Origin of the sequence: Micromonospora sp. NPDC049275, from assembly GCF_043197115.1 — a bacterium.
Taxonomy (GTDB): domain Bacteria; phylum Actinomycetota; class Actinomycetes; order Mycobacteriales; family Micromonosporaceae; genus Micromonospora.
This window is the reverse complement of record NZ_JBICSN010000007.1, coordinates 1-15,885: the sequence shown is the minus strand read 5'-3', so window position 1 is coordinate 15,885 and position 15,885 is coordinate 1. Positions and strand designations below refer to the sequence as shown.

General features: G+C 67.8%; 16 protein-coding genes and 1 pseudogene. 7 read left to right on the top strand and 10 right to left on the bottom strand.

The window, feature by feature from the left end; genetic code table 11:
- Positions 1-453 precede the first annotated feature (453 nt).
- Entirely contained in the window at positions 454-1,437 is a 984-nt protein-coding gene (locus ACGFIE_RS21400) for a tyrosine-type recombinase/integrase (RefSeq protein WP_393297034.1), read from the top strand.
- A 9-nt stretch (positions 1,438-1,446) separates the two neighbouring features.
- Here the strand turns inward: ACGFIE_RS21400 and ACGFIE_RS21395 are convergent, their stop codons facing one another.
- From ACGFIE_RS21395 to ACGFIE_RS21370, 6 genes are all read right to left on the bottom strand, one after another.
- Positions 1,447-2,454, bottom strand: a complete 1,008-nt coding sequence (locus tag ACGFIE_RS21395) for a hypothetical protein (RefSeq protein ID WP_393297032.1) — start codon at positions 2,452-2,454, stop codon at positions 1,447-1,449.
- A gap of 2 nt (positions 2,455-2,456) precedes the next feature.
- Entirely contained in the window at positions 2,457-2,786 is a 330-nt protein-coding gene (locus ACGFIE_RS21390) for a hypothetical protein (protein ID WP_393297030.1), read from the bottom strand.
- A gap of 335 nt (positions 2,787-3,121) precedes the next feature.
- On the bottom strand, positions 3,122-4,030 hold the full coding sequence (locus ACGFIE_RS21385) for a hypothetical protein (RefSeq protein ID WP_393297028.1): 909 nt from the start codon (positions 4,028-4,030) through the stop codon (positions 3,122-3,124).
- Between the two features lie 114 nt (positions 4,031-4,144).
- On the bottom strand, positions 4,145-5,272 hold the full coding sequence (locus ACGFIE_RS21380; RefSeq protein WP_393297026.1) for a hypothetical protein: 1,128 nt from the start codon (positions 5,270-5,272) through the stop codon (positions 4,145-4,147).
- Positions 5,273-5,495: 223 nt separating this feature from the next.
- Positions 5,496-6,194, bottom strand: a complete 699-nt coding sequence (locus ACGFIE_RS21375) for a hypothetical protein (protein ID WP_393297024.1) — start codon at positions 6,192-6,194, stop codon at positions 5,496-5,498.
- Positions 6,195-6,306: 112 nt separating this feature from the next.
- The gene (locus ACGFIE_RS21370) at positions 6,307-7,158 is read right to left on the bottom strand and encodes a hypothetical protein (protein ID WP_393297022.1); all 852 of its coding nucleotides are present in this window, start codon (positions 7,156-7,158) and stop codon (positions 6,307-6,309) included.
- A 176-nt stretch (positions 7,159-7,334) separates the two neighbouring features.
- Here ACGFIE_RS21370 and ACGFIE_RS21365 point away from each other — a divergent pair, with 176 nt between their 5' ends.
- Positions 7,335-7,730: a hypothetical protein gene (locus tag ACGFIE_RS21365; protein ID WP_393297020.1), complete on the top strand. Its 396-nt coding sequence runs from the start codon at positions 7,335-7,337 to the stop codon at positions 7,728-7,730.
- Positions 7,720-8,355: a hypothetical protein gene (locus tag ACGFIE_RS21360; protein WP_393297018.1), complete on the top strand. Its 636-nt coding sequence runs from the start codon at positions 7,720-7,722 to the stop codon at positions 8,353-8,355. The genes ACGFIE_RS21365 and ACGFIE_RS21360 overlap by 11 nt, the downstream gene beginning before the upstream one ends.
- Positions 8,356-8,430: 75 nt before the next feature.
- On the opposite strand, the gene ACGFIE_RS21355 is transcribed toward ACGFIE_RS21360, so the two are convergent.
- Complete coding sequence (locus ACGFIE_RS21355) at positions 8,431-8,553, bottom strand: hypothetical protein (protein WP_393297016.1); 123 nt, start codon at positions 8,551-8,553, stop codon at positions 8,431-8,433.
- A gap of 251 nt (positions 8,554-8,804) precedes the next feature.
- Between ACGFIE_RS21355 and ACGFIE_RS21350 the strand changes: the two genes are divergently transcribed.
- Positions 8,805-9,677, top strand: coding sequence for a tyrosine-type recombinase/integrase (locus ACGFIE_RS21350; RefSeq protein ID WP_393297014.1), 873 nt, complete (start codon positions 8,805-8,807; stop codon positions 9,675-9,677).
- Between the two features lie 67 nt (positions 9,678-9,744).
- On the opposite strand, the gene ACGFIE_RS21345 is transcribed toward ACGFIE_RS21350, so the two are convergent.
- Positions 9,745-9,951, bottom strand: coding sequence for a LacI family DNA-binding transcriptional regulator (locus ACGFIE_RS21345; protein WP_393297012.1), 207 nt, complete (start codon positions 9,949-9,951; stop codon positions 9,745-9,747).
- 328 nt (positions 9,952-10,279) lie between these two features.
- Between ACGFIE_RS21345 and ACGFIE_RS21340 the strand changes: the two genes are divergently transcribed.
- Positions 10,280-11,752 carry an arabinofuranosidase catalytic domain-containing protein gene (locus ACGFIE_RS21340; RefSeq protein ID WP_393297010.1) on the top strand — a complete coding sequence of 491 codons (1,473 nt, stop codon included), beginning with the start codon at positions 10,280-10,282 and terminating at the stop codon, positions 11,750-11,752.
- 646 nt (positions 11,753-12,398) lie between these two features.
- Here the strand turns inward: ACGFIE_RS21340 and ACGFIE_RS21335 are convergent.
- Both ACGFIE_RS21335 and ACGFIE_RS21330 read right to left on the bottom strand, forming a co-directional pair.
- On the bottom strand, positions 12,399-13,358 hold the full coding sequence (locus ACGFIE_RS21335; protein ID WP_393297008.1) for a Fic family protein: 960 nt from the start codon (positions 13,356-13,358) through the stop codon (positions 12,399-12,401).
- A 43-nt stretch (positions 13,359-13,401) separates the two neighbouring features.
- Positions 13,402-13,596 (bottom strand): annotated as a pseudogene (locus ACGFIE_RS21330) (AAA family ATPase); the annotation flags it as partial.
- Positions 13,597-14,077: 481 nt separating this feature from the next.
- Here ACGFIE_RS21330 and ACGFIE_RS21325 point away from each other — a divergent pair.
- Both ACGFIE_RS21325 and ACGFIE_RS21320 read left to right on the top strand, forming a co-directional pair.
- Complete coding sequence (locus ACGFIE_RS21325; protein WP_393297006.1) at positions 14,078-14,500, top strand: hypothetical protein; 423 nt, start codon at positions 14,078-14,080, stop codon at positions 14,498-14,500.
- On the top strand, positions 14,497-15,516 hold the full coding sequence (locus tag ACGFIE_RS21320) for a tyrosine-type recombinase/integrase (RefSeq protein ID WP_393297004.1): 1,020 nt from the start codon (positions 14,497-14,499) through the stop codon (positions 15,514-15,516). The genes ACGFIE_RS21325 and ACGFIE_RS21320 overlap by 4 nt, the downstream gene beginning before the upstream one ends.
- Positions 15,517-15,885 lie beyond the last annotated feature (369 nt).

The window sequence follows — 15,885 nt, the reverse complement described above, 5'->3', positions numbered from 1 at the left end:
ACCCACCCCACTGCCGGTCGCGTCGCCGGAGCCGGCACCGCTGCCGACATTGCCCGCGCCCTCCGCCCGCACGAGTGATGGCGTGCTGTTCGACGTGGGCCGCCCCGACGCCGCCGGCCGCGTCACCGCTCGTGCGCTGCTGAGGGCCTTGGGCTGGACACCGGGCCTCACGCTGCACGTCGACGTCGTGACCGGCGCCATCCTGATCACCCCGGCCGCCGAAGGCGCGCACGCCGTGGGCACCCGCGAGGAGCTGCCCCTTCCGGCCGCCGCCCGACACCTATGCGGCATCGCCCCCGGCGAACCCGTCCTCCTAGCTGCCCTGCCCCGCCGCAACCGCGTTGTCGTGCACCCCTCAAACACCATCACCGCGGTCCTGGCCGAACTGCACGCCCGCATCCTCGCAGAGCCCTCATGCCCACGGATTCCGATCGTGTCGCCACCGCCCGAGCGATGCTCGAGCATCTCGGCCTCACCGCCGCCGACCTCACCGGCAGTAACCGGCCCGCCGTGCCGACAGTCGCCGAGTACCTTCCCGCTGTTGTCGCGGCAGCGAGCCCTGGCACCCGAAGCACCTACGGCAGCTCCTGGAGACGAATGGACGCCGCCTACGGCGATTTGCGCATTGACGCGGTGCGGGCCAGCGACCTCGAAGCCCTCATGCGACAGGCCGCCGCAGGCGCCCGCCCTCGCCGCAACTCCCGACACGGCCGGCACGCCGGCGAGCATCTCATCGCCGCCGCCCGCGCCTTCTACAACCGGGCCATCGCCGACGGCTACCTCACCGCCGTGGACAGCCCGGCCCACCGGATCCGCAAACCCCGCCGGCTGCCTAACACCCGCCGTGCCCTCACTCCCGATGAACTGTCCGATATCAACGCGGCCGCCCGCAGCGGCGGCCACGACATCGTGCTCGACGCCCTACTGCTGCGCCTGCACACCGAAACGGCCTGTCGACGCGGCGGCGCCCTCGCGCTGCGCCTGACCGACCTGGACACCGACCACGCGCTCATCCGGCTGCGCGAGAAGGGCGGCACGCAACGCTGGCAGCCCATCACACCGATGCTCGCCAGCCGACTAAACGATCACGCCCGAGCCCGCGGCGCCGTCGCACCGACCGATGCGCTGCTGCGCTACCGCAACGGCCAACCCGCCACCTATCGGCGCTACGACCTGCTGTGGAGACGCATCGGCCGACAGCCACCGTGGGTCGCCGCCCAGGGAATCACCGCGCATTGGCTGCGCCACACCACCCTGACCTGGGTCGAACGCCACTTCGGCTACGGTGTGGCCCGCGCCTACGCCGGACACACGGACCGCCGAGGACCCGCCACCACCACCTATATCAAGGCCGACCTGCACGCTGTCGCTACCGCCCTGGCAGCCTTCACCGGTCAGCCACACCCACTGGCCGTAGGTGAGAGCGCCCTAAGATGATGATCAGACCTAGACGGTGGTCGCGTCCTTGATCTGGAGCACGACAGGCCCTGCCGCTGTTGGAGCGATCCAAGCCTCATAGGTGGGATTCCGGGTGTCGGTCTTCGTGGTTCCGAGCCAGGTGTAGCGGACGGCCAGCTCGTACGTGCCCTTGACGCGGTAGATCGCAAACTTCGGATCGAAGGTGGCACGCGCGGTCAAAAGTGGATCACCCGTGGAAGACCACTTGACCTTCTCGGCGCCCGACGGCGGACTCCATTCGGGGCATCCAGCCGGCATAGCCGACTTGGCGTCTCGCACGCATCGTGTGAAAGCGTCGCTCAGCTTCGCGGCGACCAGCTCCCAAGGCACCTTGGGATCCTGCTTCACTACATCGGGGTCGCCTATGGCCGAGTGCTCCTTGATCTCCTGGACGTCAAGTCTCCCATCGACCCACTTCACCTTGGCCCAGTACTTCGCTGGCGTCACGACGCGGCGTAGCTCCTTTGAAGCGGTGTAGTCCGCCGTCACCATGACGGTCCCGAGCATGTCGAAGCGGCTCTCCGCTTCGTTGTAGTGAATGACCGCAGCTTCCAGAGGGTTGCCGTAGAAGGCCCATCGGACCTTGGAGACGTCCGAGGTCTCGACGATGGATTGCGGGCAATTGGCGGGGGTCGCAGACGGTGACTTCGCGCATTTGTCGAGCCAGCTACCTGCAGCCGCGACCACGGCCTCCTGCTTCACCTCAGCCGGCCAGGGATCTGACGTCGCAGGGAACGGCTCATCTCCGCCGAAGATGAAGTAGCCCAAGACAGCAAGAACGACGACGACGCCCAGTCCGCCACCACCCGCGGCTGCTGCCGCGCCACTTCCGGAGCCAGATTCTGTTGCCTCATCTTCTCTGAGGTCGACATTCGCTCTGGTTTCGTAGTGACGATGGTGATGCGTGTGGGTGCTCTTATCGACGTTCCCTTCGTAGTAGGACCCCTTGACGTTGGCCTGACGTTCGCCACCAAAGCCAGTTTGCCGATCTACCACGCTTACCTGCCCTCGCGATCATCATGGCCTCGCTCGAAGTAGTCACCCGCGACGTTGGCCTGACGCCCGCCACTGAACCCGACCTGGTTGACCACGGAGCTAGCTCTGCCCGACTTCGCCGGACCGCTCAAGCTGTCCCGATGCTGAGCGCCAGACGAGGATGCCGAGCCGCTGGCGCTTCGAATCGTCAAGATCATGCCGACGATCGCTACCGGTAACGCGATGATGTTTGCCCAGGCCGCCGCGCCGTCGAGGCTCCCACTAAAGATCATTACTAGCGAGACAACGATCATCAGAAGGAGCGCGCAGGCGATCATCTGTCGTTTGGACACGACGTCCATCATGGGCGATGGACGCAAACTTGCGAAGCTCCGACGATAAGGAGTGTCCTTGATCTGCCACGTTGGCGACGTGCATCTTCCTGGTGCGGCTTGCCCGTGGTCCAAGGGGCGCAAGGCCATTCGTGAGCAGCAGTCGGTGTGGCACTTGGCGACGCGGTGGCCGAGTCATCGGCTGCTGGTCGCGGCATCGGTCGGTCGTGAGCTCGTTGCCACCGCTCTTGCAGGCATTAGTGGCCAGCTGCACCCCTTTCGATTACCTCCGAAAACGTCGGCATCCGAAGTTGATCAATGACGCGTTGAAGCCGACGCTCGACCGCCTGATGGAGTCAGCGCAGACCGCGCTGCGCGGCGACGCTCTCGGCTATCTTCCGGTGGGTGCCGGCCAGTCCCTGGGTGTCGAGCGCGCCGGCGAAGGGCTTGCTGCTGTCTGGTTTGACGAGCGCGCCGCGGCGGACCCAGACGTCGGTGTGGCGGATCAGATAGTTGGTGGTCAGGATTGTGGCCCTGTGCGCGAGAAGGAATTCGAGGATGCGGTGCAGCTTCTCGCTGTTGCGCGAGTACCGGCTCAGCGCCGACGTGCACAGTACAAAGTTGCCATCGGCGGCCTTCGCGAGCAGGTCCACCAGGCCCTGGTCGAAGCGCGGGTCGATCGCGCTGAACACGGTCACCGTGTCGTCGTCGGACGGTGGTGCCGTGACTACCTCGTTGCCGGACGGCAGGCTGGGCATGGGTGCCGACGGTAGGCGCAGTGGACCGCGGCCGCCGTCGGCGAAGGTGTCGGTCAGCGCGTCCAGACACGCCCACGCACGTGGATAGCGCTCGGCCAGCCCGGCGAAAGGGTTCGGATCCTGAGCGGCGATGGGCTGGCGGCGGCGCGCGGCCAGCAGATGCGACAGCGGGCCGGCCGCGTACTCCGTCGCCGGGATGATCCCGTCGTCAAGCGGACCGTCGTGGTGTGCCTGCTCGAGCAGGCTGTTTCGCACCACGAGGGTGACCTTGGCCTTCAGGTCCAGCGGTGCCGCCAGCGGCTTGTGGTCGAACACCTCCTCGACGAACGGTGCGATCAGCACGTCTTGCTCACGTTGCGGCAGGGCCGCCAGCGCCTCGGCTCGCTGCAACACGTCGTCGCCGATACGGTGGGCCAGGTCGTCGTCTACGTCGCAGACTTCAGTGAGCATGCTGGGCAGCGCGTCGCGGCAGTATTTGACCATGCGAGTGGGGTCAGGGGCGGTCATCGCGAATGCCTCCGTCGGATGTGGGCCAGGTGTCGACAGCGCCACACCCTAAGCAGATCGACGCGGTGTCGCGACAGACGCGCCATGGCGAAACCGTCAAGGGCGGGGGAGGACTCAGGCGGGCAGCATGGCCTGTGCCGGCGTCAGCCAGTCAGCCCGGACGTGTTGCTGGGTCTGTTCGGTGACGCCCCAGTGGCCGCCGCAGGGCATCGCGTCTGCGGGGAAGGCGTACGACGCCAGGGGGTTGTCGAACCGGGTTATTCGCGGCCGGTAGGGGCCACCAGGGAACCACTCGTGCACCGAGAAGACAGCCGAGACCCGCTGGTGCTTGCCGGCGGTGCGGTCCCGGCCGGTGCCGAAGAACCCGTCACCCTTACGGATCATGGCTCCGCTCGGGATCTGGATTGCTGACGTGCCGGTCAAGGCCTCGTGAACATCCCGGATGTCGCACATGCTGTCACGGATGCCAGCCACGATCGTGAACGGCTTGTCGCGTAGCTCGTACTTCACGGCCTTCTGCTCGAGCCGCTCCCGTAGCCTGGCTGCGGAATCCACAGCACCCCCGATTGCCGCGCCATTGACCACGATGTCGTCGTCGGCGCAGATGCGGTAGCCGGCGGGTAGCGCAAGGAAGCGGACGTCGATGTCGACGGCTGCGCTGCGGTACATCGTCCCGGGCACACCATGCTCGACGGGCAACGCGGCTGGATCATCGCGCAGCTGGGAGATCGTCTTGTCGATCCAGGCGACGAGCGGACGCATCCGCGGGGCACGGTCCCACCGGCGGATCTCCACCATGATCGAGTGAGTGGTCAGCGTCAGACGGGCATTCAGGTCATCGACCAGCACGGCGTGGCGGCGCTGTTCCGCGGTCCAGTCCTCGCGCAGCGTCAGTGTCAAGACCTCCACCGCCCCCACATACGAGCCTTCGGAGGTATAGAGGCGAAAGTCGGGACGGGTGCCGATGCCCTCCTCGTAGCTCACCTGGTACCAGCGAGACAGCAGGTCGTGCACGAGCAGCTCGTCGAGCGCGCTGTACAGCCGCGTGTCGTCCGGCGCCCGTAGTTCGGCGTGCAGCCGCCCATCCCGGTCGGGGAACCGCGAGTACATCTCGTTGATGATGCGCCGCCCCTGTGCGGCCTGCGGCCGGGTGCACTCCAAGAACCAATTCACCGTCGGTTCCGCCGGGCTGATTCCACGCTCTCGAGTCATACGCGGCTCATCGAACACCCTGCCCATCATGGCCGCGACGCTAGTGGCCAATTGCTCTGCCGACCAAGCCAAATTAACGGCGCGTCGCCTGCCGGGACGCTACCCACCTAGACGGCGGCTCGTCTGACTCATAAGAGCTGAGGACCTGAACGTCGGTATCGGTCACCCTCCTTCGCGTCTCGATGCTCACGATGAGGAGCACGGGCGAGTCGGGCATAGGCACAAGGGGGAGGGGAGGTGCGCAACGAGTACGTCACCCTCGCTTCCAGGCGCTCCACGAGACAACCCATTCCGGCACTGGCCGGACTGCGGGCAGTTGGTCTCGCCCCAGCAGCACTGCTTCGGCTGCTTCGACGGCAGCCTGCTGTTCAGCCTCGCGGTCGCCGAGTGACTCGCATACCACCATCAGCACGTCGTCGTGTACGAAGGTCCGACACGGCTGGCCTATCTGCTGCTTGATCAGTAATCGAATGGCTTTGCGCAGTGCGAAAAGTTGGTCGCCGGGCACCCTTCGCACCTCTGCGTATCCGTGCTGCCGCACCAGGTCGACGACCAGTTGCGCCACGACCGGCATCCGTTCATCGACCGCAGGAGCCGGGAACAGACGGTCCATCAACGCCAGACACCGTCGACACGTTGGCGCGAACGCCGGCTCCCGGTACCGGCTGACGGGTCCGCCATCACCGCCGGCCATCACCAACCAGGCCCGACCGCACATCGTCGTCTGCGCCCAGACCGGTTCCTCAAGCGCGGCGAGGTCGTATCGTCGCTTGATCAGTTCCCGGTCGCTGTCCGCCTGGTAGAAGTGTGCGTCGGACAGGGCACCGCAGCCTGCTTCAGGCGGGTTGGTGCGGCGTACGAGGTGAACGGCCTCGCCTCCACTGACCACGGCGAGGAGAAGCTGCGACGTCCCGGCCGTGATGACGTTCGGTCCGTCTAGCCCTTCTGGCATGACAGCATCTCCTCACGTCAGAAGGTGTATCGGACCGCCGTACCGGTAACGGAGGCATCCTGCCAAACAGCAGCCGGCCCCGGGTGGGGCTGTCGACGCTGATGCGGTCGCGCTACGGCCGTTTGTCGGGATCGAGCGCGTGGATGAGATGCCCGATCCTTTGCTGGTCGGGTGCCGGCCAGTACAGGTAGCGCGGACCGAGGAAGCAATGGAAAGCCCCGCAGGCGAACAGTTCCTCGAGCAGGTCAGCGGGCGTCGCGATGAGCAGACCAAACGGCCGCAACGCGTCCGTGGCTTTGAGGATCCCGAGGTCGCGCGTCAAGAAGACGTTCGCGCCGATCTGGAGCGCATCGTGCACCAGCCGGCGGTCGTTCCCGGCTGGGACAGCCGTCAAGGCTCGCGTCATCTCCCGCTCGGGCAGGATCAGCAGGCCTTCGCGGGAGGGGCGCTCCTCCGGTTCCCCCCAGCCTAGGAGTTGTAGCGCGGCGGTGAACTCCTCGAAGGCGAGCAGCCGCTGCACGCGACGCTCCTGGGACAGGGTCTTCTTCGCGTCGTCGACGGACGCCGCGAGCATGATGAAGCGAATGTCCCGAACCGCCCACAGAGCAAGAACAAGTTGTAGTGATTCCAGGTCTGTCGCGTAATCCTCGCCAGACACAAGACCAACGACGCTGTCGCCCGTCCAGAGCTGATGCCCGAACGTGAAGTAATCGATCAGCAGATTCGTGTCCCAGGCGACATGCAGGGGACCTCGCCCTCGTCGTCCCGCGAAGAGCCGCACATTTTCCTCGTACACGAAGTGCGGTCCCTCAGGAGGAGCAAACAGCGCGGCCCGTTCCAGCATCCGCGTCACCTCGTCAGCGCCGAAGGAGGCCCGGAGCCGTCGGGCCATCTCGTTAGCCAGGTGGAAGCCCCACCTTTCGTCGTCGCGGTACGCGGCAGTGGCATCGACGTAGAGCAACACCAACTCATCGTCTCAAGCGCCCGCCGCCGATCCAAGCCCCTGCCTGCAGGCCGTTGGTGTGTCGGTAGTCGCGACGTTGTGTCGTCATGACACGACCTACCCGCGCCCTTGAGCAACTCGTTCGTCCGCTCATCCCTGCTGCCTCGCCCGCGCGGCCGAGTCCACGCCCGACGCCGATGCCAGCGCTACCCGCCCGCGTTTGCCCGACGGCAATCATCGACGCCTCGGGGCTGCTGCTGTGGATGGCTCTCCCCGCTCGCTGCGGCCGGGTGAGCGCCCAGCACCTCCTGCACGCGATGGGCTGGGCACCGGGACATCGCCTCGACATCCAGCTGTGCCACGGCATGCTCGTCATCACCTCCGCGCGGGACGACCGGTACCAGGTGGGCAGCCGAGGCGAACTGCCCCTGCCGGCGAGCGCCCGGCAAATGTGCCGGGTCGAGCCCGGCCAGCCTGTGCTCCTGGCCGCCTTCATCACGCATGACCTGCTCGTCGTGCATCCCGTCGGCACCGTCGCCCGCCTCCTCACCGACCTGCACCATCAGCTGGCAGGAGGCGACAGTGACCGCTGACCCGTCTGCTGTCGCCGCCGCACACCAGGTCCTGGCCCACCTGGGCGTCACCGTGGCCGACCTCCAAGCCCACCCCAGCGCCCGGGCCGCCCTACCCACGGTCGCGGAGTACCTGCCGCGCGTTCTCGCCGCAGCCGGGCCTGGAGCACGGCGTACGTACGGCACCTACTGGGAACGAATGGCCGCTACCTGGCCCGACCGACCGTTGGACGGCGTCGCGGCCAGCGACATCGAGGCTTTGAAGCAGGTGATGATGGCCAGCGCGGTGTCGCGGCGCAACAGCCGCAACGGCCGGCACGCCGGCGAGCACGTCGTCGCCGCCGCCCGCGCCTTCTACACCCGGGCCATCGCCGATGGCCTGATCGACGCCTCCGCCAGCCCTGCCCACCGGGTCGCGAAACCCCGCCGCCTGCCCAGCACCCGCCGAGCGTTGACCACGAACGAGCTGGAAGAGATCAACGCCGAGGCTCGTACCAGCGGCAACGACGTCGTCCTCGACGCACTGGTCCTGCGCACCGAAACGGCCTGCCGCTGCGGCGGCGCACTGGCCCTGCGCCTGGTCGACCTGGACACCATCAACGGACTCGTCCGCCTGACCGAGAAAGGTGCCACCGTACGGTGGTAACCGATCACCCTCGACCTCGCCGAACACCTGCACGAGCACGCCCGCGCCCGCGGCGCGGTCCTGCTCACCGACCCACTACTGCGCGACCGTGCCGGCCAACCGATCACGAGCCGCCGCTACGACCACCTGTGGAAACGCCTCGGCGAGCGCCTGCCGTGGGTCGCCGTGCACGGCGTATCCACACACTGGCTGCGCCACACCACGCTCACCTGGGTGGAACGGCACTTCGGCTACGGCATCGCCCGCGCCTACGCCGGTCACACCGACAGCCCCGGAGCCTCCACCACCACCGACATCAAGGCCGACCTTCACGACGTGGCCAACGCGCTGTCGGCCATGACCGGCCAGCCCCATCCGCTAGCCCTTGTGACGGATCACGCCGACTTCCCGCTGTTGTCGCGGCGGCGAGCCCGGGCACCCGACGCACCGACGGCAGCTCCTGGCGACGAATGGCCGCAGCCCTCGGCGAGTTGCGCATTGACGCGGTGCGGGCCAGCGACCTCGAAGCCCTCATGCGACAGGCCGCCGCAGGCGCCCGCCCTCGCCGCAACTCCCGACACGGCCGGCACGCCGGCGAGCACCTCATCGCCGCCGCCCGCGCCTTCTACAACCGCGCCATCGCCGACGGCTACCTGACCATCGCGGACAGCCCTGCCCACCGGGTCCGCAAACCTCGCCGGCTGCCCAACACCCGCCGCGCCCTCACCCCCGACGAACTGTCCGACATCAACGCTGCCGCTCGCAGCGGCGGCCACGACATCGTGCTCGACGCCCTACTGCTGCGCCTGCACACCGAAACGGCCTGCCGACGCAGCGGCGCCCTCGCGCTGCGCCTGATCGACCTGGACACCGACCACGCGCTCATCAGGCTGCGCGAGAAGGGCGGCACGCAACGCTGGCAGCCCATCACACCGCTGCTCGCCAGCCGACTAAACGATCACGCCCGAGCCCGCGGCGCCGTCGCAACGACCGATGCGCTGCTGCGCTACCGCAACGGCCAACCCGCCACCTATCGGCGCTACGACCTGATGTGGAGACGCATCGGCCGACAGCTACCGTGGGTCGCCGCCCAGGGAATCACCGCGCACTGGCTGCGCCACACCACCCTGACCTGGGTCGAACGCCACTTCGGCTACGGTGTGGCCCGCGCCTACGCCGGACACACCGACCGCCAGGGACCCGCCACCACCACCTACATCAAGGCTGACCTCCAAGCCGTCGCCACCGCCCTGGCTCTTACCGGTCAGCCACACCCACTGGCCGTCGAACAGCGAGAGCGCCCACGGCCTTCGGTGCAGCCTGTCGAGCCGCCGATCCGGTGAACGTGATCAGGTCGAACGCCACCGATCCGCGTCACAAACGAGGCCGCTGAACTCGATGACCGGCGCGTCACGCCGGCCGGCTCGAACGACCGGTCGTGGTCGCCCCCGGACGGGGACAGCAGCACGTCGAGGTCGTGGCGGGCGGCCGCCTCGACGACGCTGGCGACGAAGCCCAACTGCATGTCCCCTCCGACACGGTCCGTTTCCCGCTCAGGACGTAGGAGACGGTGCTGCGGGACACCCCCGCCCGGCGGGCGATCTCCCCGATGTTCATGCCGCGCCCTCGAATCGATTCTTGCCCCGAAACGGGCACGCACCCTCTTCCCTGCCGAGCATATCCGTCCGGAAACCCAAGCCCCGAGTCAGCAAGTTCCCCGGCCAGCGGGGCGTCGACCGGGTCGGATGCGACGGCCCGCGCCCGGTAGCGCAACGAATGGACGGGCATTAATGTAAACAGGTATGACGTGTGACGTCGGTCTGGCCCGCTAGCGAGGCTCGAACCGCCGCCGCCGAACGCCACCAACCGTATCGATCCGGGTCGGTTCGGCAGCACAGGCTCAACCCGCCACCACCGCGCTCCACCTCACCGCCGAGAGGATCCGATGAATGTGAAGAGACGACTGAGTCGTCTGCTCGCCGCGACGGGGACCATGCTGGTTCTCGCTGTCGGCGCCAGTATCTACGTGGTCTCGGACGCGCCGGGTGTCGCCCGCGCCGCCGGCACGGGACCGTGCGACATCTACGCCTCGGGTGGCACCCCGTGCGTGGCCGCGCACAGCACCACCCGCGCGCTGTACGGCGCGTACAACGGCCCGCTTTACCAGGTTCGCCGCTCGTCGGACAACACCACCCGCGATATCGGCGTGCTGAGCGAGGGCGGCTACGCCGACGCCGCCACGCAGGACACGTTCTGCACTAACACGAACTGCGTCATCACGATCATCTACGACCAGTCCGGCCGCAACAACCGGCTCACCCAGGCCTTGGGTGGCGGCGTGCCGGGCCCCGGCCCTGGCGGGTCGGACAACCTTGCCGACGCGAAGGCGGCGCCGATCACGATCGGCGGCCAGAAGGCGTACGGCGTCTACATCCCTCCGGGCACCGGCTACCGCAACAACAACACCAACGGCATCGCGACCGGCGACCAGCCCGAGGGCATGTACGCCGTCCTCGACGGCACGCACTACAACAACGGGTGCTGCTTCGACTACGGCAACGCGCAGACGAACGCCATGGCCGACGACATCGGCATCATGGAGACCATCTACTTCGGCAACAACAAGGTGTGGGGCTACGGGGACGGCAACGGCCCCTGGATCATGATGGACATGGAGTGGGGACTCTTCTCCGGGGTGAACCCGCGATACAACCCCATGCCCCCCATCAACCACCGCTTCGTGACGGCCATCGTCAAGGGCGAGCCCAACCACTGGGCCATCCGGGGCGGCAACGCCCAGGCCGGCGGCCTGACCACCTACTTCGACGGACGCCGCCCCAACGGCTACCACCCGATGAAGAAGGAAGGCGCCATCCTCCTCGGCATCGGCGGCGACAACAGCAACACCGCCCGAGGCACCTTCTACGAGGGCGTGATGACCTCCGGCTACCCGACCGCGGCGACCGAGGACGCGGTGCAGGCCAACATCGCCGCCGCCGGGTACGCGCCGGCCATTGGTAACCCGACACAGGGCGTCCAACTCGTCGGTGGCCAGTCCAACCGCTGCGTCGACGTGCCGAACGGCACCACCACCAACGGCACCCAGGTCCAACTCTGGGACTGCGTCGGCAACACCGCCCAACGCTGGACCCACACCGCCGGCAAACAACTGCAGGTCTTGGGCAACAAGTGCCTCGACGCCAGCGGCCAGGGCACCACCAACGGCACCCAGGCCATCATCTGGGACTGCCACAGCGGCACCAACCAACAATGGAACATCAACTCCAACGGCACCATCACCGGCGTCCAGTCCGGGCTCTGCCTCGACGCCAGCGGCGCCGGAACCGCCAACGGCACCAAGCTCCTCCTCTGGGCCTGCAACGGGCAACAGAACCAGCGCTGGTCCACCCGCAGCTGATCCGTACCACCCCCGATCGGCGGCGCCGCCTCCGCGAGTCTCGCGGAGGCGGCACCGCCCGTGGTGCGGCTCATGCGCGGCGAGTGGGGGCGTCAGCACCCGCAGCGCCCAGCGCGAGAGACCCTCAAACGCGGGGGCAGGCCATCTTGGGGCCATCACGATGCAGACGCGAAGGCCGCCGATGTCAACGCCCATGTTGAGCGGACATAGGACGACGCCGGCGGGATTACCTGCAACCACGGACTGTGTCGACGCCGTCGGGGCCTTAGGGACTTGTGTTCTCACCCAGCACCAATGCCGGTCAGATACGCCGACGCGAGTGAGCTAAGACGGGTAGACAAGGCAAAGGACGTGGCACAGCGAGCAGGATCCCTACTTCCGGGCGCTCCACGAGACGACCGACTCCCTCATTGGCCGGACGACGCGGGATGCTCTCGTCCCAGTAGCACTGCTTCGACGGCTGCCTCTATCTGACTGGGCGGCCCGCTACGAGAGGCGCGATCCTGCTCCGCTCTAAGGCCCCTCCCGCCCGGTAAACTGGCGTCGTTTGCATTCCAGGCAGCCGGTGCCGCGACGGCACTGGGGACATGGCCACGGCAGCAGATCTGAACCACGGCGAGCCCCCGCCTCCTCCTACCCCGAGGAGCTACTTGAGGACCCCGCGGCCAGCGCGTGCTGGCCGACGCGGACTTGCGGGTGCGGGGCCAGCCCGCGGCTCACCGTCGGTACGGGTTGATGATTTCCTTTGGGCGCAGCGCGGGGGCGGCGAGGTCGCGGAGTGTCGGCGAGGTGAGGTAGAACCTGCCTCGGGTCTCGCCGTGTTGTTCGAGCATGTCCGCCCGGACGAGGGCGCGTAGGTCGCGGGTTGCTTGGTCGTCGGTGAGGTTCTCGTCGCGTTGATAGAGGGTGCGGCGTACTCGGCCGCCGGTGGCGGCGAGGTGTAGGGCGCTGACGACCCGCTCGGGCAGGCCGTGACGTCGGACCCAGGGTCAAGCAGTTCCCAGAGATGCGCGGCTTGGTCGAGGCGTTGTCGGACCAGTTGGGCTTGTTGGTGGTGGGCGCTCAGGCAGAACCGGATCCATTGGCTGGTGTCGTTGTCGGGCTGCCAGGTTGGGCCGCCGACCTCAGCGAGCGCGTCGTAGTAGGCGTAGGTGTTTCGGCCGACGCCGAGCCACTCCTCGATCGAGGAGAACTCCGGGGCGAGGACACCGTCGCGGGCGAGTACGAGGGTGTGCAGGCAGCGCGACATTCGGCCGTTTCCGTCCTGCCAGGGATGGATCTTGACCAGGTTCAGGTGAGCCATGGAGACCCGCACGAGCAGCGGGGTCTCCGGTTCGCCGTCGGCCAGCCAGTCGATCAGCTCGGAGATCAGAGACGGAACGTCGTCCGCGTCTGGCCCGGTGTAGACGCGTCGGCTGGTGTGCGCCTCGTCGATGTGGATGTCTCCTGGACGGTAGCGGCCCGGCCATTTGCGGAGGTCATGGCGGAGCATCATGAAGTGCAGTGCATTGAGCAGCATGTGCTGCCAGGTGAACTCGCGTGAGCGGGCGAGTTGTTGCACGTAGGTCAGGGCGTCGCGGCAGCCGGTGATGACGTAGGTGTTCACCAAGAGACGATTCGGTGGCTCGGGTGCTGAATCGGAAGTTGGTGGATCCGCCCTCGGGGTTGAAACCGGCCGCTACCGCGATCGCCTCGATCAGGGTCGACTTGCCGGTGCCGTTGTCCCCGGCCAGGAACGTCACGGCGGGATCCAGCGTCAACTGGCCGGCCGCCCGTAGGCCGGCGACGACCGGCAGAGTGAACGGATAGGCGGACCGGTCCCGGCCGTCATCGGTCAACTCCACCCAGCGCAGGAACCCACCGCTGTCTCGACCCAAATCCGACGCCTCGTCTCCACGGCCATCAGGTGACCCCTTCGCGCCGCCGCCCAGTCCACCATCTCAACCGTGTCTACCCAGGCCGGAAGATGTCCGACGGTACGCCTGCCGACGCAGCTGCTGCTGCACCCAGTGTGAGGCGGTACTCGACTGTGGTCGGCTCCGCCGAAGAGTCACCACCGAAGCTAGACTTGCCTGAGCTTCAGAGTGGCGCTGAGCGTCATCGGCGGTGGGGCATCGCCCCTCGGACACCACTTCTCGTGGATATCCACGCGAGATCAACTCCCCTCGCGTGGGGACGAGAACCGGTACGTGGCATTTGTGCACCCAGACGCCGGGATTGGCTTCCACCTGCGCTGACACCGCTGTGTCCGCCCTGGCGGGGGCCTAGGTGAGTCCCGGCCGCCCGCGTCCCCGCCAGCCCGACGAACAGCTCGTCGAGGCCCTCGTGCCAACCCCGCTGCCCGTCGCGGTACCGGATCAGGCACCGCTGCCGACATTGCCCACGTCCGCCGCCCCCAGTGGCGATGGCCGCCTGCTGTTCGACGTGGCGCGCCCCGACGCCGCCGGCCGCGTCACCGCTCGTGCGCTGCTGCGGGCGTTGGGCTGGACACCGGGCCTCACCCTGCACGTCGACGTCGTGACCGGCGCAATCCTGATCACCCCGGCCGCCGAAGGCGCGCACGTCGTGGGGACCCGCGAAGAGCTGCCCCTACCGGCCGCCGTCCGACACCTGTGCGGCATCGCTCCCGGCGAACCCGTGCTTCTGGCTGCCCTGCCCCGCCAGAACCGCATCGTCGCGCACCCCTCAAACACCATCGCGGCGGTCCTGGCCGACCTGCACGCCCGCATCCTCGGAGAGCCCTCATGACCACGGATCCCGATCGTGTCGCCACCGCCCGGGCCCTGCTCAAGCACTTGGGCGTTACTGCCGCCGACCTCACCGACAGTAACCGGCCCGCCGTGCCGACAGTCGCCGAGTACCTTCCTGTTGTGGTCGCCGCAGCGAGCCCTGGCACCCGACGCACCTACGGCAGCTCTTGGCGACGAATGGCCGCCGCCTACGGCGATCGGCGCATCGACGCAGTGCGGGCCAGCGACATCGAAGCCCTCATGCGACAGGCCGCCGCAGGCGCCCGCCCTCGCCGCAACTCCCGAAACGGCCGGCACGCCGGCGAGCACCTCATCGCCGCCGCCCGCGCCTTCTACAACCGCGCCATCGCCGACGGCTACCTGACCATCGCGGACAGCCCTGCCCACCGGGTCCGCAAACCCCGCCGGCTGCCCAACACCCGCCGCGCCCTCACCCCCGACGAACTGTCCGACATCAACGCCGCCGCCCGCAGCGGCGGCAACGACATCGTGCTCGACGCCCTGATCCTGCGCCTGCACACCGAAACGGCCTGCCGACGCAGCGGGGCTCTCGCGCTGCGCCTGATCGACCTGGACACCGACCATGCGCTGATCCGGCTGCGCGAGAAGGGCGGCACGCAACGCTGGCAGCCCATCACACCGATGCTCGCCGCCCGGTTGGATGACCATGCCCGAGCCCGCGGCGCCGTCGCACCGACCGATGCGCTGCTGCGCTACCGCAACGGCCAACCCGCCACCTACCGGCGCTACGACCTGATTTGGAAACGCATCGGCCGACAGCTACCGTGGGTCGCCGTCCAAGGCATCTCCATCCATTGGCTGCGCCACACCACCCTGACCTGGGTCGAACGCCACTTCGGCTACGCTGTCGCCCGCGCCTACGCCGGGCACACCGACAGCAGCGGACCCGCCACCACCACCTACATCAAAGCCGATCTGCACGCCGTCGCCGCCGCGCTGGCTGCCCTCACCGGCCAACCCCACCCGCTGGCCGCCATCCGCACCGTTACGTAGCTGACATGCTCGACAGGCCGCAGGTTGGCCGGTCAGCTCTGCGTCCATGTGCTCCAAGACACGCCCAATCCCTCACTCGGATGGCCCGTCCGGGCGGGGCCTGTGCACCACAGTCACCGCTGTGGCGGCAATTGCCTACTGCGACAACGGTCGGTGCCTGTGAGTCCGCCGCCGGCCGTTCAATCCGGACCCTCCCCATGGCCGACGGGTTCGTGTCGATCTTGACGGCTTCTCGCGACTGCAGACAGAGACCACGTCGTACAGCTCTCTGCGGCTAGGCCGTGTTTCGTAGGGCGTTGATGTTGGGGCGTGGCGGTGGTCGCTAATTGAAGAGGTCTCCGGTAGTTGGTTCAGCGACCAAGCTAGAAC

Bases quoted from the DNA above. Each gene is read 5' to 3' on its own strand.
- ACGFIE_RS21400 (WP_393297034.1), top strand. From the start codon at position 454: ATGCTCGAGCATCTCGGCCTCACCGCCGCCGACCTCACCGGCAGTAAC.
- ACGFIE_RS21385 (WP_393297028.1), bottom strand. From the start codon at position 4,030: ATGACCGCCCCTGACCCCACTCGCATGGTCAAATACTGCCGCGACGCG.
- ACGFIE_RS21380 (WP_393297026.1), bottom strand. From the start codon at position 5,272: ATGATGGGCAGGGTGTTCGATGAGCCGCGTATGACTCGAGAGCGTGGA.
- ACGFIE_RS21375 (WP_393297024.1), bottom strand. From the start codon at position 6,194: ATGCCAGAAGGGCTAGACGGACCGAACGTCATCACGGCCGGGACGTCG.
- ACGFIE_RS21365 (WP_393297020.1), top strand. From the start codon at position 7,335: ATGCCAGCGCTACCCGCCCGCGTTTGCCCGACGGCAATCATCGACGCC.
- ACGFIE_RS21350 (WP_393297014.1), top strand. From the start codon at position 8,805: ATGGCCGCAGCCCTCGGCGAGTTGCGCATTGACGCGGTGCGGGCCAGC.
- ACGFIE_RS21345 (WP_393297012.1), bottom strand. From the start codon at position 9,951: ATGAACATCGGGGAGATCGCCCGCCGGGCGGGGGTGTCCCGCAGCACC.
- ACGFIE_RS21340 (WP_393297010.1), top strand. From the start codon at position 10,280: ATGAATGTGAAGAGACGACTGAGTCGTCTGCTCGCCGCGACGGGGACC.
- ACGFIE_RS21320 (WP_393297004.1), top strand. From the start codon at position 14,497: ATGACCACGGATCCCGATCGTGTCGCCACCGCCCGGGCCCTGCTCAAG.